The 18,740-nt window shown below is 70.7% G+C and carries 22 protein-coding genes; 10 read left to right on the top strand and 12 right to left on the bottom strand.

The window, feature by feature from the left end:
• Positions 1-105: 105 nt before the first annotated feature.
• The 5 genes from F0415_RS01690 to F0415_RS01670 all read right to left on the bottom strand — a co-directional run bounded on the left by F0415_RS01690 (position 106) and on the right by F0415_RS01670 (position 3,179).
• The gene (locus tag F0415_RS01690) at positions 106-555 is read right to left on the bottom strand and encodes a hypothetical protein (protein WP_149859456.1); all 450 of its coding nucleotides are present in this window, start codon (positions 553-555) and stop codon (positions 106-108) included.
• 135 nt (positions 556-690) lie between these two features.
• Positions 691-960 carry a cell division topological specificity factor MinE gene (gene minE / locus F0415_RS01685; RefSeq protein ID WP_149859455.1) on the bottom strand — a complete coding sequence of 90 codons (270 nt, stop codon included), beginning with the start codon at positions 958-960 and terminating at the stop codon, positions 691-693.
• Positions 961-963: 3 nt separating this feature from the next.
• Entirely contained in the window at positions 964-1,773 is an 810-nt protein-coding gene (gene minD / locus F0415_RS01680) for a septum site-determining protein MinD (RefSeq protein WP_149859454.1), read from the bottom strand.
• Positions 1,774-1,794: 21 nt separating this feature from the next.
• Entirely contained in the window at positions 1,795-2,577 is a 783-nt protein-coding gene (gene minC / locus F0415_RS01675; RefSeq protein ID WP_149859453.1) for a septum site-determining protein MinC, read from the bottom strand.
• Positions 2,578-2,582: 5 nt separating this feature from the next.
• The gene (locus tag F0415_RS01670) at positions 2,583-3,179 is read right to left on the bottom strand and encodes a GNAT family N-acetyltransferase (RefSeq protein WP_149859452.1); all 597 of its coding nucleotides are present in this window, start codon (positions 3,177-3,179) and stop codon (positions 2,583-2,585) included.
• A gap of 157 nt (positions 3,180-3,336) precedes the next feature.
• Here F0415_RS01670 and F0415_RS01665 point away from each other — a divergent pair, with 157 nt between their 5' ends.
• The 9 genes from F0415_RS01665 to F0415_RS01625 all read left to right on the top strand — a co-directional run bounded on the left by F0415_RS01665 (position 3,337) and on the right by F0415_RS01625 (position 12,467).
• On the top strand, positions 3,337-4,506 hold the full coding sequence (locus F0415_RS01665) for a sensor histidine kinase (RefSeq protein ID WP_149859451.1): 1,170 nt from the start codon (positions 3,337-3,339) through the stop codon (positions 4,504-4,506).
• Positions 4,503-5,144 carry a response regulator gene (locus F0415_RS01660; RefSeq protein ID WP_149859450.1) on the top strand — a complete coding sequence of 214 codons (642 nt, stop codon included), beginning with the start codon at positions 4,503-4,505 and terminating at the stop codon, positions 5,142-5,144. The genes F0415_RS01665 and F0415_RS01660 overlap by 4 nt, the downstream gene beginning before the upstream one ends.
• A gap of 153 nt (positions 5,145-5,297) precedes the next feature.
• A complete protein-coding gene (locus F0415_RS01655) occupies positions 5,298-6,575 on the top strand; it encodes an SRPBCC family protein (protein ID WP_188310250.1) in 1,278 nt (425 codons plus the stop codon).
• 143 nt (positions 6,576-6,718) lie between these two features.
• Positions 6,719-7,651 (top strand): ABC transporter ATP-binding protein, encoded by a 933-nt coding sequence (locus F0415_RS01650; protein WP_149859448.1) that lies wholly within the window; start codon positions 6,719-6,721, stop codon positions 7,649-7,651.
• Entirely contained in the window at positions 7,648-8,382 is a 735-nt protein-coding gene (locus F0415_RS01645; RefSeq protein WP_149859447.1) for an ABC transporter permease, read from the top strand. The genes F0415_RS01650 and F0415_RS01645 overlap by 4 nt, the downstream gene beginning before the upstream one ends.
• Positions 8,383-8,387: 5 nt before the next feature.
• Entirely contained in the window at positions 8,388-10,259 is a 1,872-nt protein-coding gene (locus tag F0415_RS01640; RefSeq protein WP_149859446.1) for a GldG family protein, read from the top strand.
• A gap of 3 nt (positions 10,260-10,262) precedes the next feature.
• Positions 10,263-11,450: a DUF4340 domain-containing protein gene (locus tag F0415_RS01635; RefSeq protein WP_149859445.1), complete on the top strand. Its 1,188-nt coding sequence runs from the start codon at positions 10,263-10,265 to the stop codon at positions 11,448-11,450.
• A 2-nt stretch (positions 11,451-11,452) separates the two neighbouring features.
• Positions 11,453-11,791, top strand: a complete 339-nt coding sequence (locus F0415_RS01630) for a DUF423 domain-containing protein (RefSeq protein WP_149859444.1) — start codon at positions 11,453-11,455, stop codon at positions 11,789-11,791.
• A 1-nt stretch (position 11,792) separates the two neighbouring features.
• Positions 11,793-12,467: a DNA-3-methyladenine glycosylase family protein gene (locus F0415_RS01625; RefSeq protein WP_149859443.1), complete on the top strand. Its 675-nt coding sequence runs from the start codon at positions 11,793-11,795 to the stop codon at positions 12,465-12,467.
• 86 nt (positions 12,468-12,553) lie between these two features.
• Here the strand turns inward: F0415_RS01625 and F0415_RS01620 are convergent, their stop codons facing one another.
• From F0415_RS01620 to F0415_RS01600, 6 genes are all read right to left on the bottom strand, one after another.
• Complete coding sequence (locus F0415_RS01620; RefSeq protein ID WP_149859442.1) at positions 12,554-13,360, bottom strand: M15 family metallopeptidase; 807 nt, start codon at positions 13,358-13,360, stop codon at positions 12,554-12,556.
• Between the two features lie 24 nt (positions 13,361-13,384).
• On the bottom strand, positions 13,385-13,939 hold the full coding sequence (locus F0415_RS01615; protein WP_149859441.1) for a hypothetical protein: 555 nt from the start codon (positions 13,937-13,939) through the stop codon (positions 13,385-13,387).
• Positions 13,936-14,061, bottom strand: a complete 126-nt coding sequence (locus F0415_RS12755) for a hypothetical protein (protein ID WP_281286572.1) — start codon at positions 14,059-14,061, stop codon at positions 13,936-13,938. The genes F0415_RS01615 and F0415_RS12755 overlap by 4 nt, the downstream gene beginning before the upstream one ends.
• 11 nt (positions 14,062-14,072) lie before the next feature.
• Entirely contained in the window at positions 14,073-14,261 is a 189-nt protein-coding gene (locus tag F0415_RS01610; RefSeq protein WP_149859440.1) for a type II toxin-antitoxin system antitoxin, read from the bottom strand.
• 10 nt (positions 14,262-14,271) lie between these two features.
• Entirely contained in the window at positions 14,272-15,138 is an 867-nt protein-coding gene (locus F0415_RS01605; protein ID WP_149859439.1) for an SPFH domain-containing protein, read from the bottom strand.
• Positions 15,139-15,240: 102 nt separating this feature from the next.
• Entirely contained in the window at positions 15,241-16,140 is a 900-nt protein-coding gene (locus tag F0415_RS01600; protein ID WP_149859438.1) for a hypothetical protein, read from the bottom strand.
• An 89-nt stretch (positions 16,141-16,229) separates the two neighbouring features.
• Here F0415_RS01600 and purT point away from each other — a divergent pair, with 89 nt between their 5' ends.
• The gene (gene purT, locus F0415_RS01595) at positions 16,230-17,429 is read left to right on the top strand and encodes a formate-dependent phosphoribosylglycinamide formyltransferase (protein WP_149859437.1); all 1,200 of its coding nucleotides are present in this window, start codon (positions 16,230-16,232) and stop codon (positions 17,427-17,429) included.
• A gap of 16 nt (positions 17,430-17,445) precedes the next feature.
• Here the strand turns inward: purT and F0415_RS01590 are convergent, their stop codons facing one another.
• Positions 17,446-18,705, bottom strand: a complete 1,260-nt coding sequence (locus F0415_RS01590; protein ID WP_425457801.1) for an endonuclease/exonuclease/phosphatase family protein — start codon at positions 18,703-18,705, stop codon at positions 17,446-17,448.
• Positions 18,706-18,740: the final 35 nt, after the last annotated feature.

The following is an 18,740-nucleotide window of genomic DNA, read 5'->3' as shown; positions in this document are numbered from 1 at the left end:
GGTGCGGGAATGCGGTCCGCAGGCTAGTCCCCCCGCCGGGCCCGGCGCAAGCGAGAACCGCGCCGCCCGCCCCACCGACAGGGCGCATGCGGGGCCGGCGCCGCCTCAGGACGGCAGCCCGCGCCCGGCCAGGAAGGCGCGGGCATCCTCGGCATCGCCTTCGAACCAGGCGCGGGCGCTGCCCAGCCGGAAGCTGTAGCCCCAGGCATCCATGTCGGCCATCAGCCGCTCGCGGCCGACGCCGGGCAAACGATCCGCCAGCAGGATCTGCAGGTAGCAGGCGGCGTCCTCCTCCGCCACCGAATCGGTGGCGTCGGTATGCACGGCAGCGCGTCGCTCCGCCGGCATCACGATCAGGTGGCAGGCCTCGTGCAGCAGGGAATGCACCGGGGTGTCGGCGCGGGCGTAGACGGTGTTGCCGATCAGGCCGGCTTCGCACTCGCCCCAGTAGCTGCCGGGGATCGGCCGGCCTTCGGGCACGCGCTCCAGCCGCAGGCCGTAACCGGCCAGCAGGGCGGTGGCCGCCTCGAAACCGACGTCGGCCAGGCGCAGCACCGCCGGGGAGCCTGGCGGGCTACCGGCCGACACCGCACCGCCCGGGGAATGCCCGTCCCCCGCCGGCGTTTCTGCGCGGCCTGGCGACGGTGAAGCGGCGGCGACCGCGGCCGGGGCGGGGTCGCCCGCCATGTCTCAGCCGTTGGCGGCCGCCGGCTTGTCCGGCAGCGTGACGGAGATGTCCAGCAGCTCGGCGTCGCCGTCGCGGTGCAGGTCCACCTTCACCGCCTCGGCTTCCACGTTGATGTACTTGCGGATCACCTCGAGCAGCTCGCGCTGCAGCACCGGCAGATAGTCCGGTGCGTTGCGCATGCGCCGCTCCTGCTGGATCAGGATCTGCAGACGGTTCTTGGCGACACTGGCGGTGTTGCGGTTGCGCTGGGTCAGGAAATCGAACAGGCCCATGGCTCAGCCCCCGAACATCTTGGAGAAGAAGCCCTTCTTCTCGACGGTGGTGAAGCGCATCGGCCGGTCCTCGCCGAGGATGCGGGCGACCGCATCCTGGTAGGCCTGGCCGGCTGGCGAGGCCTCGTCCAGGATCACCGGTACGCCGGCGTTGGAGCTTTGCAGCACTTCCGGCGCCTCCGGGATCACGCCGACCACGTCCAGGCCGAGGATTTCCTGCACGTCCTTGATCGACAGCATGTCGCCGGCCTCGACCCGCCTGGGGCTGTAGCGGGTCAGCAGCAGGTGCTCGCGCACGCGCTCGCCGGCCTCGGCCTTGCGGGTCTTGCTGGCAAGCAGGCCGAGGATGCGGTCGGAATCACGCACCGAGCTGACCTCGGGATTGACCACGACCACGGCCCGGTCGGCGAAGTACATGGCCAGGAAAGCCCCCTTCTCGATGCCGGCCGGGCTGTCGCAGACGATGAAGTCGAAGCCGTCCTCGCCCAGGTCCCTGAGCACCTTCTCCACGCCTTCCCTGGTGAGCGCGTCCTTGTCGCGGGTCTGCGATGCGGCCAGCACGAACAGGTTGTCGAAGCGTTTGTCCTTGATCAGGGCCTGCCTGAGGCTGGCCTCGCCGTTGACCACGTTGACGAAGTCGTACACGACCCGCCGTTCGCAGCCCATGATCAGGTCGAGGTTGCGCAGGCCGACGTCGAAATCGATGACGGCAGTCTTCTTGCCCGCCCTGGCCAGGCCGCAGGCGAGCGAGGCGCTGGTGGTGGTCTTGCCGACGCCGCCCTTGCCCGAGGTCACCACGATGATTTCAGCCAATGTCGTTCTCCTGACGTCCTTTCAGTCGAGCTGCTCGATCAGCAGCTTCTCATTCTCGAGCCGGATCTGCACGGCCTTGCCGACCAGTTCCCGGGGGATTTCCTCCAGCACCTTGTAGTGCCCGGCCACCGCCACCAGCTCGGCATGGAACTCACGGCAGAAGATGCGTGCCGAGGCCAGGCCGGAGGCGCCGGCCAGGGCCCGGCCGCGCAGGGCGCCGTATACATGGATGGACCCGTCGGCGATGACCTCGGCGCCGGCGCCGACGGTGGCGCAGACGGTCAGATCGCGGTCCTGGGCATAAACCTGCTGTCCGGAGCGGACCGGCTGCAGGTGCAGAAGGCCGGCCTGCGCCCGCGGCGCCGGCGCCGCCCGGGCCTCGGGGGGCGGCGCGGACGCCGCCGCGGCGGCGCCCGCGGGCGGCGACACGGTCGCCGGCGTTTCGCCACCGGCCTGGTCGCTCCGTTCGTACTGGGCCCGGAATTTGGCCAGCAGCGGCAGCTCCACCGCCTCCGCCAGGGCCTCGACCTCGCGGGTGCCGTAGGCCAGGGCCACCGGCAGCACCCCGGCCCGGCGCAGGGCCTGGATCAGCTCGCGGGTGGTGGCCGTGTCCGGGCAGGGGCTCAGCCCGCCAAAATCCAGGATCACGGCCGCCCGGGCGAACAGCCTGGGCGCGCGCCGTACCCGCTCGGCCATCTCGGCTTCGAGCTTGTCGAGATCGAGCCGGCGGATCCGGAGATTGGCGATGCCGACCTGGCCGAACTTCAGCTCGCCGGCCTGTTCGTAATCCATGTTCGCCGCCATCGGGCTCAGGTTCCCGTGGCGAGGGCCGGGCGCCGGCCGCTCAGTTCGCGGGCCCGCAGCCAGGGCTGGTCGGGCAGGCGCCCGCCATAGGTCTGGGCGACCCAGGCGTGGCTGCACAACTCCTTCATGAGCATGGCGGCGCGGATGCCGGTGCCGGCCATCACCTGCTGGCCGACCTCGCGGAAACCGAAGCCGCCGTGGAAGAGCAGGGCGGGGTCGTTGCCGCTCTGCAGGAACACCTCGCAGCACAGCAGCGGCCAGCGCACCTCGGCGAAGCTTTGCACGTCGGCGTAGAAGGCCCGGCCGCGACCGCCACCGCGGCGGGGCCGGGCAATGACGATGCGGTCGATGTACAGGAAGCGTTCGTAACGCTCCCGGAACCAGAGGAAATTGGGGCTGTCGTGCGGGGCGTCCTGGCTGAAGGCGGCCAGGAAGCCGGTGATATGGCCGTCCTGTTCGGCGACCCGGAAATATTCGGCGTGGTCCCAGAAGAAACGGGCCCGGGCCGTGTCCATCGGCAGGATGGCCGGGCCGGCGGCGTTGTTAAGCGCCATTACTGAATCCAGCTCGTGCTCGCGCACGTCGCGGAGGGTGATCGGCATGTGCTCCGTCGCTCCGATGTCGGGGAACGCCGCCGCGAGGGGCGCGGGCGGCGCGATCGGGCCGGGATTATCGCATGGTCCGGGGGGCAGGGTGGGCGGCCCCGGGTCATGACTTCCGGGGCGGCGCGGCGCGCCCGGCTGCGCCTATGATGGCGCCATGCTCAACCGTCTCAGCCATACCCAGTTGCTGCGCTACGCCGGTCTGTTCACCTGGGCGGTGCTCGGCGTTCCGGTGTTCGTGGTGCTTTACCTGGGGCCGGATGGCACGGTCGGTGCGCACGGCGCCGCGCCGCGGGCGGTGGTGGCGATTTCGGCCTACCTGGCCTTCGGCCTGATCTACTGGAAGGTGACCCACTCGCTGGGCTTCCGCCAGCAGCGCCTGGGCGACCTGCTGCTGCTGGCGGCGCTGACGCTCTCGGCCATCCTGGTAAGCGCCGAGACCGGCACCGGCCTGGCGGCGATCCTGATGATGATCATCGCGGGGGTCATTCCCTGGCTGGTGAACATCCGGGTCGGCGTGGTCTGGCTGGTACTGCAGCACGCGGCCCTGATTCCGGTGTTCAACCGGGTCGAAGGCTTCACTCCCGGTCTGGCGGTGATGCAGGCCCTGACCTACGTCGGCTATTCCAGTTTCGCCCTGGTGATCGGCCTGGTGGCCCGACAGCAGGCCCAGGCCAGGGAGGAGCAGCGGCGCCTGAACGCCGAGCTGCGCGCGACCCGGGCCCTGCTGGCGGAAAGCTCGCGGATGAGCGAGCGGGTGCGCATCTCGCGCGAGCTGCACGATCTGCTCGGCCACCACCTGACCGCCCTGAGCCTGAACCTGGAGGTGGCCGCCCACCTCACCGAAGGCCGTGCCCAGGAACATGTGCGGCAAAGCCTGACCCTGGCCAGGCTGCTGTTGACCGACGTACGCGAAGCGGTCAGCGAGATGCGCGAGGACGGCGCGGTGGACCTCAGCGGCGCCATCCGCACCCTGGCCGAGGGCGTGCCGGCTCTGGACATCCGCCTGGACCTGCCCGAGCCGCTCAACATAGAAGATCCGGAGCGTGCCCACGTGCTGCTGCGCTGTGCCCAGGAGATCATCACCAACACCGTCCGCCATTCGGGCGCCCGCACCCTATGGCTGAGCGTCAGTCGGGACGGTCGCGAGGCCCGCGTGCAGGCCCGGGACGACGGCCGCGGCGCCGAGCCGGCCTTGCTCCAGGGCAATGGCCTGCGCGGCATGCGCGAGCGCCTGGCCGCCTTCGGCGGTCGGGTGGATATCATCACCGGGCGCGGCCAGGGCTTCGCGCTCGACATTCGACTACCGCTGGAGAACCCCGCATGATCCGCGTCTGCCTGGTTGACGATCAGACCCTGGTGCGCCAGGGCGTCAAGTCCCTGCTCGAGCTGGCCGACGGCATCGAGGTGGTGGCCGAGGCCGCCGACGGCCGCCAGGCCGTGGATATCATCCCGGAGATCGGGCCCGACGTGGTCCTGATGGACATGCGCATGCCGGTGATGTCCGGCCTGGAGGCGCTGCAGGCGCTGGGTGCCAAGGGGCAGCTGCCGCCCACCATCATCCTGACCACCTTCGACGACGATCAGCTGGTGTTGGCCGGCATCCGCGCCGGTGCCAAGGGCTACCTGCTCAAGGACGTGTCCCTGGACCAGCTGGTCAGCGCCATCCAGACCGTGGCCGCCGGCGGTTCGCTGGTGCAGCCGGCCGTCACCCAGCGCCTGCTCTCGGGCCTGGAGGGGCTGCAGAACGAGTTCGTCAGCCTGGACCAGCCCGACCCGCTGACCGACCGCGAGACCGAGATCCTGCGCCTGATGGCCGGCGGCTTCTCCAACAAGGAAATCGCCAACTCCCTGGGCGTGGCCGAAGGCACGGTCAAGAATCACGTCTCCAACATCCTGTCCAAGCTCGGCGTGCGCGACCGCACCCGGGCCGTACTCAAGGCCTTCGAACTCAAACTGGTCTGAGCCGGCCGGGTTGCGGCTTCATGGACGGGCGCTGCGCGTCCGCGATGGCCGGACGGCCCCCTGCCGGGCCCCGGTCCGACCTGATATCCTCCCGGGTTCATGCGGCCGGGCACCCACCGACCCCGCGCGCGGCCGCCCCTGGAGAGATTCCGAATGACGCGAATTATCGAGTGGCTGATTTCCCTGCTGATCGTCGTGGCGCTGTTCGTGGTGATCGGCCTGTTCCTGCCGGCGAAGCGTGTCGTCTCGCACTCCGTCGAGACGAACCGGCCGATGACGACGGTCTACGACACGCTCAACGGCTTCGTCCGCTTCAAGGACTGGAACGCCCTGGTCAACCATGACCCGAACGTCCGCCTGGACGTCTCCGGCCCGGAGGCCGGCGTCGGCGCCCGGCTCGCCTACGTCTCCGCCGACCATCAGATCGGCGAGGGCAGCTGGGAGATCGTCGAGTCGGTGCCGGGCCAGCGCATCGTGTTCGCGCTGAACACCCCGGGGCGCGGCAAGGACAAGCGCATGACCTTCGAGTTCGAGCGCACCGGCCAGCGCCGGCAGAACGTCAAGATTACCCAGACCTACAGCGTGGACTACGGCTGGAACCTGCTCGGCCGCTACGCCGGCCTGTACGTCACCCGCGACATCGGCGATGACATCAAGCGCGGCCTGGCCAAGTTCTCCAACCTGTTGGCCACCATCCCGCGCTTCGACTACAGCCGCCACGACGGCGAGTATGCGGTCGTCGAGCTGCCGGCCGTCAACGCGCTGCTGGCCAGGACCAACGCCAAGCGTGCCAACGACGAAATCGCCCTGGCCATGACCAACCAGATGAAGTGGATCGAGCAGGTCATGGAAAAGAGCGGGCTCGAGCCGGCCGGGCCGATGCGCATCGTCACCAACGACTTCGGTCCCGAGTCCTACGCCTTCGACGTGGTCCAGCCGGTCCGCCGCAAGGGCAGCGGCCCGGCCGAGGGCGAGGACGCCGCCGGGGAAGCGGACGGCAACGGCGCCGGGGACGGCGCGGACGCCGGTGCCGATGCCGTCGCCGACACCCTGCCGCCGGAGCGTCTGGAGGTGGTGCTGGACGGCGACAACAATCCGGTCTTCTACGTGCAGATTCCGGCCATGAAGGCGGCCACCACCACCTATGTCGGGCCGTCGCCGGGCCTGGCCCTGGTGCGCGACCAGCTGCGCGCCTGGGCGATGGTGCGCGGCCACGAGACCGGCGGCCGGCCGTTCGAGGAATACCGCGTCGAGATCAAGAACATGCTGGCCGAGGACGCGGAATTCACCGTCTACTGGCCACTGCGCGTGGACGGCAAGAATCCTCCGGAGCCGGTGCAGATCCTGCCGGAGCCCGAGGAAGACGAGGCGCCGGCGGCCGGCGAGGGCGAGGCCGAGGCCGGGCCGGCACAGGCGGACGAGGCCGCCTGATTCCGGCGCAGGGCGGGCCCAGTGCCCGCCCTGTCGTTTCCGGGGCCGGAAATCCGCCGCGGAACTTCCCGGCCCTCGCATTGTCCAGCGGGCTGGCGCCCGCCGCGCCTTCCCCGCATCACCGACGAGGCAGACGCAACGCGATGATCGAGGCAAACGCCCTGCACAAGCGCTACGGCCGCCTACTGGCCGTGGACGACATCAGCTTCAAGGTCGAGCCAGGCGAGGTGCTCGGCTTCCTCGGCCCGAACGGGGCCGGAAAATCCACCACGATGAAGATGATCGCCGGCTTCCTGGCCCCCAGCGCCGGCACTGCCCGGGTCTGTGGCCATGATGTCCAGCGCGAACCGCTGGCGGCGCGCCGCGCCTTGGGCTATCTGCCCGAAGGCGCGCCCGCCTACGGCGAAATGGAACCGGCGGCCTTCCTGCGTTTCGTCGGCCAGGTGCGCGGCTTGCGCGGCGAGGTGCTGAAGTCGCGCCTGGACGCGGTGATCTCGCGCCTGGCCCTGGGCGGCGTGCTGCGTCAGCCTGTCGACACCCTGTCCAAGGGCTTCAAGCGCCGGGTCGGGCTGGCGGCGGCGATCCTGCACGACCCGCCCGCCCTGATCCTGGACGAGCCGACCGACGGCCTGGACCCGAACCAGAAGCACGAAGTGCGCACGCTGATCCGCGAGCTGGCGCGCGAGCGCACCGTCTTGCTGTCCACCCACATCCTTGAAGAGGTGGAGGCGGTATGCACCCGCGCCATGATCGTGGCCCGCGGCAAGGTGCTGGCCGATGCCGCGCCGGCCGAGCTGCTGGCGCGTTCGCGCTACCAGGGCGCGGTCTCCCTGCAGGTCGAGGACAGCATCGCCGCCCGTGCCGCCCTGGAGGGCATGCCGGGCAGCAGCGGCCTGCATCACGATGGCGGGGACGGTCGGCTGTACGTGTTCCCGCAGGGTGGCAAGCCGGTGTCCGCCGAGGCAGTGGCCGAACGCCTGCGCCAGCGCGGTGTCGCCTTCAGCGGCCTGCAGACCGAGCGCGGCCGCCTGGACGAAGTGTTCCGTCGCATCACTACCGGGGAGGGCGCGGCATGAGCCCGGTGCTGTCGGTGTTCCGGCGCGAGTTCGCCGGCTACTTCGCCACGCCGCTGGCGGCGGTGTTCCTGGTGATCTTCCTGGCCCTGGCCGGTGCCTTCACCTTCTACCTGGGAGGTTTCTACGAGGCCGGCCAGGCCGACCTGCAGGCCTTCTTCCGCTTCCACCCCTGGCTGTACCTGCTGCTGGCGCCGGCGGTGGCCATGCGCCTGTGGGCCGAGGAGCGCAAGTCCGGCACCCTGGAGTTGCTGCTGACCCTGCCACTGACCCTGTGGCAGGCGGTGCTGGGCAAGTTCCTTGCGGCCTGGGCCTTCCTCGGTCTGGCCCTGGCCCTGACGTTCCCGATGTGGCTGACCGTGGCCTGGCTGGGCGAGCCCGACCACGGCGTCATCCTGGCCGGCTACCTGGGCAGCTGGCTGATGGCCGGTGCCTTCCTGGCGGTCGGCAGCGCCCTTTCCGCCGCCACCCGCAGCCAGGTGGTCGCCTTCATCCTGACCGTGGTGACCTGCCTGCTGCTGCTGTTGGCCGGCTATCCGCTGGCCCTGGACCTGGTGCGCGGCTGGGCGCCGCAGGCGGTGGTGGATGCGGTCGCCGGACTCAGCTTCCTGACCCACTTCCAGGCCATCAGCCGTGGTGTGCTGGACCTGCGCGACGTGGCCTTCTTCCTGCTCTGCATCGTCGCCTGGCTGGCCGCCACCGTGCTGGTGATCGACATGAAGAAGGCCGACTGAACGCCATGAAGAAGCTGCACAGACGTTCCCTTCCGCTGTTGGCCCTGGTCCTGCTGGCCCTGGCCTTCGTCGCCGCGGTGGCACTGAGCTCGGTACTGCTGCGCGGCGCCCGTCTGGACCTGACCGACAAGGGCCTGTACACGCTGTCCGAGGGCACGCTGCGCATCCTCGACAAGATCGAGGAGCCGGTAACCTTGAAGCTGTACTACTCCGAGCACGCCAGCCGCGATTTCCAGCAGTTCCGGGTGTTCGCCGCGCGCGTGCGCGAGCTGCTGGAGGAGATCGCCGCCCGTTCCGGTGGCAAGGTGAAACTGGAGGTGATCGACCCGCTGCCCTTCTCCGAGGCCGAGGACCAGGCCGCGGCCTACGGTCTGCAGGCGGTGCCGCTGGACAGTGCCGGACAGAAGCTCTACTTCGGACTGGTCGGCAGCAACAGCACCGACGGCGAGAGCCTGATGCCGTTCATCCAGCCGGACAAGGAGGCCTTCCTCGAATACGACGTGGCCAAGCTGCTCTCGACCCTGAGCGCCGACCGATTGCCGGTGGTCGGCCTGATCAGCGGCTTGCCCACCGGGCCGCGCCTGGATCCCGTCACCGGCCGCGCCAGCCCGGGCTGGGTGGTGGACCGGCAGATCGCCGAGCTGTTCGAGCTTAGGCGCTTGCAGGACTACCCGACCTCGATCGCCGAGGACGTGGACCTGCTGATGCTGGTGCATCCGCGCGAGCTGCCCGAAGACACGCTGTACGCGATAGACCAGTTCCTGCTGCGCGGTGGGCGCCTTCTGGCGTTCGTGGACCCCGACGCCGAGGCCGATGTCGGCGGCGTGGACCCGCTGGATCCGCTATCCGGTGCCGAGCCGCGGCCCTCCGACCTGTCGCGCCTGTTCGATGGCTGGGGCATCCAGTTCGATCCTGCCCGGGTGGTGCTGGACGAGAAACACGCCCTGCAGGTGCAGCCCGATCCCGGCGGGGCGCCGGTACGGCACCTGGCGGTGATCGGCCTGGATGCCGCCGCGCTCAACCAGGACGACGTGGTCAGCGGCGACCTGGAGCGTCTGCACTTTTCCACCGCCGGCGCGCTTGGGCTGGGCAAGGAGTCCACCCTGCAGATGGAGCCGCTGGCGCAGAGTTCGGCTGCCTCGGCGCTGGCCGATGCAAGGGCCGTGCGTGATGCCGCCGCCAATCCCGACCGCCTGCGCGAGGACTTCCGGCCCGGCGGCAATGCACTGGTGCTGGCGGCGCGCTTCAGCGGCGAACTGTCGAGCGCGTTCCCGGAGCGCGCCGATCGCGAGGGTCATCTCGCCCGCAGCGTGGAGCCGGTGAACATGATCGTGGTCGCCGACACCGACGTGCTGAGCGATCGGCTCTGGGTACAGGTACGGGACTTCCTTGGCCAGCCGGTCTACAACGCCTTCGCCAACAACGGCGATTTCGTCTACAACGCGGTGGACAACCTGGTCGGCAATGCCGACCTGATCGCCGTGCGCACCCGTGCCAGCGCCCAGCGGCCGTTCGAGAAGGTGGAGGCACTGCGACGCGCCGCCGAGCAGCGTTACCGTGCCAAGGAGCAGCAACTGCAGCAGCAGCTGGACGAGCTGGAGCGAAAGCTCGAAGCCCTGCAGCAGGCCGGAGCCGACGGCCAGGCCGTGGCGGTGACGGCGGAGCAGCAGGCGGAGATACTGCGCTTCCAGGACGAGCGCCTGCGTACCCGCAGGGAGCTTCGCGAGGTGCAGCACCGGCTCAATGCCGACATCGAGGCCTTGGGCAACCGGCTCAAGCTGATCAACATCCTGGGCATGCCGGCCCTGGTGGTGCTGGCGGCCCTGGCGCTGGCCTGGCGGCGCTGGACGCGCAGGCGGGCGGCGGCGGAGGGCTGAGCCATGCTGCGCGCACGCAATCTCGGCCTGCTGGCCCTGGCGGCCGGTGTGCTGGCCGGTGCCGCCTGGTGGGCGCTGTCGGAACGCGCCCCCGAGGGCGCCGGCGACGAAGGCCTGCTGCTGCCCGGCTTCGAGGACCGGATCGAAGCGGTGGACCGCATCGAAGTGGTCGGCGCCGGCGGCAAGACCCTGGTGGCCGTGGTCCGTGTGGACGGCTCGTGGCGCATGCCCGACCGGCTGGACTGGCCGGGCAATCAGCGCGAGATCAGCCGGGCGCTGTTCCGTCTGGCCGGCGCGAGGAAGCTGGAAGCCAAGACCGCCAATCCCGGGCTTTACGACCGCCTGGGCGTGGAGGACGTGACCGGCGAGGACGCCACCGGTGTCGAGCTGCGCCTCGAGGGCGGTGGCGATCCGGTCCGTCTGGTGATCGGCCGCAATCATCCCGGCCTGGGTGGCAGCTACGTGCGCCTGGCCGACCAGGCCCGCAGCTGGCTGGTGGACGAGGACTTGTCGCCGGCACGCCGGCCGGCCGACTGGCTGGACCGCCGCCTGGTGGATCTGCCCATGGCTCTGGTCGCGGAAGTGGAAGTGAAGCCGGCCGAGGGCCAGGCCTTCCGCCTGGTGCGCGACCGCGACGGCCGTTTCGTCCTGCCCGCGGCGCCGCGCACTGCGACGGTGCGGATGGACGAGGCCAGCGCCACCGCCGGCGTGCCCGACCAGTTGGTGCTGGACGACGTCGCCGCCGACGATGGAAGCGAGCCCGGCCAGACCCTGACCTGGTTTGCCGACGACGGCGTCCAGCTGAGCATCGCCCTGTGGCAGCCGGAAGGGCAGCAGACCTGGGCCCGCCTGTCCGCGCGCCTGGACGAAGACAAGGCCTTGGCCTGGTACGAGCGCGCCGTCCGTGCGGAAGTGAAAGCCCGCGCCGCCGAGTCCGGGGGAGGCGAGGGTGGCGCCGGCACCGGCGCCGAGGAGGCCGCCGACGAGGCGGGCGTGGTGGAAGAAACCGAGGCTGCCGCCGATGACACCGACACGGATGTGGCCCGTGCAGCCGCCGAACGTGTTGCCGCCCGTCGCGCCGAGATCGAGGCCTGGCAGGCCCGCTTCGCCGGCAAGCGCTTCCTGATTCCGCCCTACAAGGCGGCCAACCTGCTCAAGGGCCGCGCCGACTACCTCGAGGCGCGCCGGTGAGCATGGCCCGCCGCGTCCTCGCCGCCGGCGGCGCCGTCGCCTGCGCGGTCGCCGTCGGTCTGTCCGCCTGGGCCAGCCACGGCCTGAGCGGCGATGCCGCCCGCCTGGTCGGCCTGGCGGCGGCCTTCGCCTTCGCGCATGGCCTGGCGCTGGCACTGCTGGCGCCGCGCGAACGCCTGATCGGACCGTGGATGTTGGCGGCGGGCCTGCTGCTGTTCGCCGGCTCGCTGTTGGGCAAGGCCCTGGCCGGCTGGCCGGGCACGCTGGCGCCGGCGGGTGGTGTGCTGCTGATGGCCGGGTGGCTCGTCATCGCTTTCGGCGTTTTCCGCCGCCGGGACTGACATGCCCAGATACCGTCGCGGCTTCGACCTTGCCGCTGCCGCCGACCAACTGGCCAGGCGCGACCGCAAGCTGGGCCGCTGGATTCGCCGCATGGGTCCGCTGGACGTGGCGGCGCGCTGGCGCCGTCCCTTCGATCCCACCGATGCCCTGGCCCGCGCCATCCTCTACCAGCAGCTGTCGGGCAAGGCCGCCGCCACCATCGTCGGTCGGGTCGAGGCCGCCATCGGCGCCAGGAAGCTGCACGGCGACACCCTGGCCCGGGTGGACGACGCTACCCTGCGCGCCTGCGGCGTCTCCGGCAACAAGACCCTGGCTCTGCGCGACCTCGCCGCCCGCGACCTGCGCGGCGAGATTCCCTCGCTGCGCGAACTGGCGTACATGGCCGACGAGGCCATCGTCGAACGCCTCACCGCCATCCGCGGCATCGGCCGCTGGACGGTGCAGATGATGCTGATGTTCCAGCTCGGCCGGCCCGACGTGCTGCCGGTGGACGACCTGGGCGTGCGCAAGGGCGCGCAATTGCTGGATCGCCTGAAGGACATGCCGACGCCGCGCGAGCTGGCCGAGCGCGGTGAGCGTTGGCGGCCCTGGCGCACGCTGGCCGGCTTGTATCTGTGGCGGATCGTGGACGGCGCCGGCCCGGCGAAGGAACCGATCAAGCGTTCGCAGGACTGAATCGGTCGGGGGGAGCCCGTGCCGCAGCCCGCGGCCGTGATGGGCGAACGCTGGCGCCGTCCCTCGTGCCGCCGTGATCGGCGGGCTCAGGCGCCGTCCCGCGCGCCGGCCGGATGCCAGCACCAGTGCCAGGGCTCGTAGACGATGCCGTGCGGATTGCCGCGCGGATAGCTGAGCCGGAAACCGAACTCGCCGGCACGGCGGCGCAGCCAGGCAAAGGCCGGGGTCGTTTCGAAACTCTCCTCGGCCGGCGGTTCGCCCGGCGTGCCGATGTCCAAGGCCCGGCCGCCGTGGTGCTCGCTGTAGCCCGGGGCGGCGTTCACTGCCAGGATCCGCTCGACGCTCAGGCCGCGGGCGAGTTTCCGGGCGAAGATGCCCAACTGGTAGTCGTGGCTGCGGTAGCCGGAGATGGCCTGCAGCACCACGCCGTCCTCGCGGGCGGCGCTGCGCATGGCCAGCCAGGCGCGCGCGGCCGGCGCGCGCAGCCACAGCGGCCGGCGGAAGCGGTCGTGGCCGGCGAACTCCAGCCGAACCGGCTCGGCGACCAGGGCCAGGCCGCTGCGCCGGCCGTAGTCCTCGTCGATGCCCAAGCGCTGCAGGCGTTCCCGCAGGCCGGCCAGGGGCAGGTCGAGGTCGCAGCCGGCGCGTTCGAGGGGACCGTCCAGCGAGCTCAGGATGTCGGTGATGCCCGGCTCGCGATCCAGCCGCGGCACCAGGGCGCGCAGGCGCAGGCCGTCGAAGGTGGCCAGGTAACGACCGTCATGCTTGCGCCGCAGGCACCAGCGTGTTTGCGCCAGGGCGCGGGCGTCGGCATTGCCGCGCGCGCGCAGCAGATGCGCCGGCCAGGCCTCTACGTGTTCGCTGTTGACCAGATGCCAGGGCAGGGCGCGCATGCCCGGCAGCTTAACAAAGCCGGCTCAGCCGGCGCGCAGGCGGTCGCGGGCCTCGCGCAGTACCGACAGCACCGCCCGCGGGCTCTCGACGCTGAGCAGCCAGGTGCTGCCGTCGGCATGCGGCAGCATCAGCACCCGGGTCGGGTCGTTGACCAGGCAGAGGGCCCTGGCCTTGTTGCGCAAGCGGAAGTGTCCGGCCTGCAGGCCCGGGATGGCGAAGCCGTTGGTCTTGAGAGCGGGCTTGAACTCGGTATGCTCACGCAGGTCCAGCACCCGGGCCTGGTCGAGATCGAACTGCCGCACGTCGGCCTCGCGGGTGTACCAGGTGGCCTTGACCCGGAGCCTGCGGTCGTCGAAGGCCACTTCGCGCCGGAACATGGGCAGCAGCACCGCCAGCACGATCAGGGCCACGAGGGCCTGCACGCCCAGCACCACCGGCAGCCGGGCGCCCCCCGTCTGCACCTGCAGCATCAGGCCCACCGCCACGCCGACCGGCATCAGCACGCCCAGCAGCAGGGCGAACAGGACCGGGGCCTTGCCCAGTGGCGGCAGGCGGAAGCGGCGGAAAGCGCCGCTCACGGCAGGAACAGCAAAGCCAGTCCGGTCAGCAATGCCAGGGCCGAGCCGATCAGCCAGGGCAGGGCGGCGGCGAGCGGCTTGCCGGCGCGGCGGCGTTCGATCAGTTTCACGATGTGCAGCATGGCTTGTCTCCTCATTCTCCGTCGTGGACGTCAGCGCCGGCCTGCGATTCCCGCGGCAGACGGCCGGCCTTGCGCAAGGCCTCGCGCAATACGTACTCGATCTGCGCGTTCACCGAGCGCAGCTCGTCATCGGCCCAGCGCTGGACGGCGTCCAGCACCCGGGCGTTGATCCGCAGCGGATAGGCCTTTTTCTCCGCCAAGATGCCGGCCTCAGTACAGGCTGCCGGTGTTCAGCACCGGCTGGGTGCCGCGCTCGCCGCACAGCACCACCAGCAGGTTGCTGACCATGTGCGCCCGCCGCTCCGGGTCCAGGTCGACCACGTTGCGCTCGGAAAGCTGCGACAGGGCCATCTCGACCATGCTGACCGCGCCTTCGACGATGCGGGTGCGGGCGGCGATGATGGCGCTGGCCTGCTGCCGCTGCAGCATGGCCTGGGCGATCTCGGGGGCGTAGGCCAGATGGCTGATGCGCGCCTCGATCACGTTCACGCCGGCCTGGGTCAGCCGCTCCTGGATCTCTTCGGTGAGGTGCCGGGAGATCTCGGCGGCGTGGCTGCGCAGGGCGATGCCGCCGTCCTCGTGCTGGTCGTAGGGATAGCTGCTGGCCATGCCGCGCAGCGCCGCCTCTGACTGGATGTGCACGAAACTCTCGTAGTCGTCCACGTTGTAGACGGCTTCGGCCGAATCCACCACCTGCCAGACCACCACGGCGGCAATCTCGATGGGGCTGCCGTCGAGCTCGTTGACCTTGAGCTTGCCGGACTCGAAGTTGCGTACACGCAGGCTGATCTTGCGGGCGGCGTAGAAGGGATTGTTCCAGCGCAGGCCCTGGTCCTTGACCGTGCCGACGTACTTGCCGAACAGGCTCAGCACCGCGGCCTGGTTGGGCTCGACCATGTACAGGCCGAACATCAGGAAGAAGGACGAGGCCACGATGACGACGCCGGCGGTGATCCGCATCGCGTCAGGGTCGGCACCGAGACCGGAGAAGAAGGACCAGCCGCCTGCCGCCACGGCCAGCAGCAGGACGATCAGCAGCGGAATGCCGGGGATGGAGCGCAGCGGTTGTTCTTTCATGGCGGGTCTCCCGAGGTTCGGGAGAACGATATCACAACGATATCAACTTGCAAGGAGTTGGACGTGCGCCGCCGGCATGACGGAGAATCTCTTAAAAAACAGCTACTTGCCTGAGGCTTTCAAGCGGTAACGCAGGATCGGCGAGGGTAGCTGCTCGCTGGCCACCCGCAGTTCCCGGCCATCCACCGAGAAGGCGATGGCTTCGGCCTGGGGCATCCAGGGCATGGGCAGGGACTGGACCGGCCGCGCCAGCGCCTCGGCCCAGCCGGTGCCGGCCTCGCGTTCCAGGTAATGGACGGCGCGGTAGGTGAGCACCGCCAGGATCCGTCCGTCCGGGCCGAGATCGGCGGCGGTGACCTGCGAGCGGTAGCGGCCGTAGACCGGATTGCGCGCCAGGTCCTCGGCGCTGGGCTGGGGGATGCCCTGCAGGGTGCCCAGCAGTTCGGCCACCTGCAGGCCCTCGGCGCGCAGCGGCAGGCGGAACAGTTCCGGCGGTACCCGCTTCTTGGACACCAGCAGGATCTCGCCACGGGCCGGGTCCACGGCGACCGCCTCGCAGTCGCGCGGGCCGTCCGGCCAGCGGAAACGCACCGTCCAGGCCAGGGTCGGGGCCTGTTCCAGCGAGCGCGGCTCTTCCAGCACCTGCAGGGCCAGTTCCCGGCGCAGGCCGCCGTTGTCGCCGGTATCGGCGATCAGCAGGTAGCGGCGGCCGTCCAACTCGAACGAGGCCAGGTCTTCCCAGTCCACGTTCGGCACCGGCGCCGGCACACTGCCCATGAACCGGCCGCGGCCGTCCAGCAGGGCCAGCACGGCGGCATTGCCGCTGTCGTTGATCGCCCAGTAGTGGCCCGGCCGGGTGCGCGAGGCGGCCAGGCCGCTGATTTCGTCCACTTCCGCGCGGGTGACCAGGCCGGCGATCTCGGGTTCGCTCCAGCGGGCCGCCGGCACGGCGGCGGGCAGCAGCAACAGCAAGGACAGCAGGCAGGGGGCGATCGGCTTCACGGAAGCGGAAGCATCCCAGAAAACCATGACGGTCGGAACCGCGGCGGTCGCGCCGCTACAATTGCCGCCTCGCCACCGGAGTCGCGCCCATGACCGATGCCCCCGTCACCCTCGGAACTCCGCTCAGCGCCTCGGCCCTGCGGGTGCTGCTGCTCGGTTCGGGCGAGCTGGGCAAGGAAGTGGTGATGGAACTGCAGCGCTTCGGCGTCGAGGTGATCGCCGCCGACCGCTACGACCATGCGCCGGCCATGCAGGTGGCGCACCGCTGCCACACGCTGAACATGCTGGACCCGGCCGCCCTGCGCGACCTGATCGCACACGAGAAGCCGCACCTGGTGGTGCCGGAGATCGAGGCCATCCACACCCCGACCCTGGTCGAGCTGGAACGCGAGCACGGTCAGCGGGTGGTTCCGACCGCCCGTGCCGCCCGCCTGACCATGGACCGGGAGGGCATCCGCCGCCTGGCCGCCGAGACCCTGGGTTTGCCGACCTCGCCCTACCGCTTCGTGGACAGTCGCGAGGAGTACCTGCAGGCGGTGCGCGGGATCGGCCTGCCCTGCGTGGTCAAGCCGGTGATGTCCTCCTCCGGCAAGGGCCAGAGCACGGTGCGCCGCGAAGCCGACATCGAACGCGCCTGGGACTACGCCCAGACCGGCGGCCGTGCCGGCGGCGGCCGTTGCATCGTCGAGGGCTTCGTGGACTTCGACTACGAGATCACCCTGCTGACCGTGCGCCACCGCGACAGCACCCTGTTCTGCGACCCGATCGGCCATCTGCAGCAGGATGGCGACTACCGCGAAAGCTGGATGCCGCAGCCGATGTCGCCGGCGGCGCTGGCCGAATCGCAGCGCATCGCCCGCGCCATCACCGACGATCTCGGCGGCTGGGGCGTGTTCGGCGTCGAGCTGTTCGTGAAGGGCGACAAGGTCTGGTTCAGCGAGGTCTCGCCGCGGCCGCACGACACCGGCCTGGTGACCCTGGTCTCGCAGGAACACAGCGAGTTCGCCCTGCATGCCCGCGCCATCCTCGGCCTGCCGATTCCCTCCCTGCGTACGTATGGGCCCTCGGCCAGCTGTGCCGTGCTGGCGCACGGCCATGGCGTGCCGGTGTTCTCCGGTGTGGACGCGGCCCTGGCCGAACCCGACACCGCCTTGCGCCTGTTCGGCAAGCCGGTGGTCGAGGGTCATCGCCGCGTGGCGGTGACGCTGGCACGCGGCGCCAGCGTCGACGAAGCGCGGGCGAAGGCGCGGCGCGCTGCCGCCGCCCTGAAGGTCGAGCTGAAGGCCTGAGTCCGCTCGGCGACGCCTACTCGGCGTCCGCCGCCTCCAGGTCCACCCAGACCAGGCGGTGGTCGCTTGCATCCAGCCATTCGGCGCCAGGTTCGCCTTCGCGCGGCCAGAACACGCCGCTGTCCACGACCCGGAAGCCCACCGACGGCAGCACGTAGTCCACCCGGAACACGCCGGCGCGGCCGAACACCGCGGTGGCGTGGGCAGGCGCCCCGCGTTTCTCCGGCGGCGTTTCCCCGGCTGCGGCCTGCGCGGTGGCGATCGCGGCTTGGGTTTCCGGCCCGCCCTCGCTGCGCGGCGTGGCCATGCGCAGCACCCGCGGGTGTTCCAGCAACTGGTGGATGGCGCCGGGCAGGCTGGCGCCGTCGGCCGGGTCGGCGTTGTAGTCGCCGAGGATGACGAAGCGCTCGCCCTCGGCCAGGCCGCCGCAGCGGCCGTCGTCGTCACAGAGCCAGTCGCCGTTGCCCGGGTTCAGGTATTCGGCCCAGAGCCGGATCTCGTCGTGGTTGCGGTGGGCGTTGCGCCGCTCCGGCCCGTCGAACACCGGCGGAGTCGGGTGCGCTGCAAGCAAGTGGATGCGGCCCAGCGGCGTGTCCGCCGGCAGGTCCCAGTGCGATTTCGAGCTCAGCCGCAAGGCCTGCCAGACCTCGGGTGGATGGAAGGGGCGGCCATCGGGATGCCGCGGCCGGCTGGCCCGCGGCAGTGCGCTCCACTTCAGCAGGCGGAAGCTGCGGGCGGCGCCGGCGTCCAGCGGATGGCGCGACAGCACCAGCATGCCGTACTGGCCCGGATGCAGACCGTAGCCCCAGGCATCGTTGCCGCGCTGCCGGCCTTCGCCGCCCACCTGGCCATCGCCGTCCAGGTCCAGGCCGCTGGGCACGCCGGTGTTCACCGGCGCCAGGTAGCGCCAGGGGTAATGGATCGCCTGCTGGCCGTGCTGGCCGACCTCCAGGTAGCGGGTCCGGAACAGGTCGGCGGCCTCGCCGCCGGCGTCGTAGTCGAATTCGTTGAGCAGCAGGATGTCCGGGCGGACGCGCTGGACGATGGCGGCAATCCTGCGCGCGTTCTCGTCGCCGGCACGCAGGCGCGCGACCAGGCCGCCGGGCGCCTGATCGTACAAGGAGGCATTGAAGGTGGCGACGCGCAGGCGGAGTGGCTCGCTCATGGCCTGATCCCGGTCACTTGGCGCGACGGGCACGGCGGCGCAGGCGGCCAGCAGCAGGAGCAGGGCGAGAAAGGGGACGCGAGACGGCGTCGGGCGATGCGGCAGGTGCATGGGCCGGCATTGTGCCGCATGGACATGACAGCCGG

Origin of the sequence: Arenimonas fontis (genome assembly GCF_008386465.1) — a bacterium.
In the GTDB taxonomy this organism is placed as follows: domain Bacteria; phylum Pseudomonadota; class Gammaproteobacteria; order Xanthomonadales; family Xanthomonadaceae; genus Arenimonas; species Arenimonas fontis.
This window is presented reverse-complemented; position numbering and strand designations above follow the sequence as displayed.

Excerpts from the sequence above, each read along its gene's own strand:
- minE (WP_149859455.1), bottom strand. The coding sequence starts at position 960 with ATGGGCCTGTTCGATTTCCTGACCCAGCGCAACCGCAACACCGCCAGT.
- minC (WP_149859453.1), bottom strand. The coding sequence starts at position 2,577 with ATGGCGGCGAACATGGATTACGAACAGGCCGGCGAGCTGAAGTTCGGC.
- F0415_RS01670 (WP_149859452.1), bottom strand. The coding sequence starts at position 3,179 with ATGCCGATCACCCTCCGCGACGTGCGCGAGCACGAGCTGGATTCAGTA.
- F0415_RS01665 (WP_149859451.1), top strand. The coding sequence starts at position 3,337 with ATGCTCAACCGTCTCAGCCATACCCAGTTGCTGCGCTACGCCGGTCTG.
- F0415_RS01660 (WP_149859450.1), top strand. The coding sequence starts at position 4,503 with ATGATCCGCGTCTGCCTGGTTGACGATCAGACCCTGGTGCGCCAGGGC.
- F0415_RS01655 (WP_188310250.1), top strand. The coding sequence starts at position 5,298 with ATGACGCGAATTATCGAGTGGCTGATTTCCCTGCTGATCGTCGTGGCG.
- F0415_RS01650 (WP_149859448.1), top strand. The coding sequence starts at position 6,719 with ATGATCGAGGCAAACGCCCTGCACAAGCGCTACGGCCGCCTACTGGCC.
- F0415_RS01645 (WP_149859447.1), top strand. The coding sequence starts at position 7,648 with ATGAGCCCGGTGCTGTCGGTGTTCCGGCGCGAGTTCGCCGGCTACTTC.
- F0415_RS01640 (WP_149859446.1), top strand. The coding sequence starts at position 8,388 with ATGAAGAAGCTGCACAGACGTTCCCTTCCGCTGTTGGCCCTGGTCCTG.
- F0415_RS01635 (WP_149859445.1), top strand. The coding sequence starts at position 10,263 with ATGCTGCGCGCACGCAATCTCGGCCTGCTGGCCCTGGCGGCCGGTGTG.
- F0415_RS01630 (WP_149859444.1), top strand. The coding sequence starts at position 11,453 with ATGGCCCGCCGCGTCCTCGCCGCCGGCGGCGCCGTCGCCTGCGCGGTC.
- F0415_RS01625 (WP_149859443.1), top strand. The coding sequence starts at position 11,793 with ATGCCCAGATACCGTCGCGGCTTCGACCTTGCCGCTGCCGCCGACCAA.
- F0415_RS01620 (WP_149859442.1), bottom strand. The coding sequence starts at position 13,360 with ATGCGCGCCCTGCCCTGGCATCTGGTCAACAGCGAACACGTAGAGGCC.
- F0415_RS12755 (WP_281286572.1), bottom strand. The coding sequence starts at position 14,061 with ATGCTGCACATCGTGAAACTGATCGAACGCCGCCGCGCCGGCAAGCCG.
- F0415_RS01605 (WP_149859439.1), bottom strand. The coding sequence starts at position 15,138 with ATGAAAGAACAACCGCTGCGCTCCATCCCCGGCATTCCGCTGCTGATC.
- purT (WP_149859437.1), top strand. The coding sequence starts at position 16,230 with ATGACCGATGCCCCCGTCACCCTCGGAACTCCGCTCAGCGCCTCGGCC.
- F0415_RS01590 (WP_425457801.1), bottom strand. The coding sequence starts at position 18,705 with ATGCACCTGCCGCATCGCCCGACGCCGTCTCGCGTCCCCTTTCTCGCC.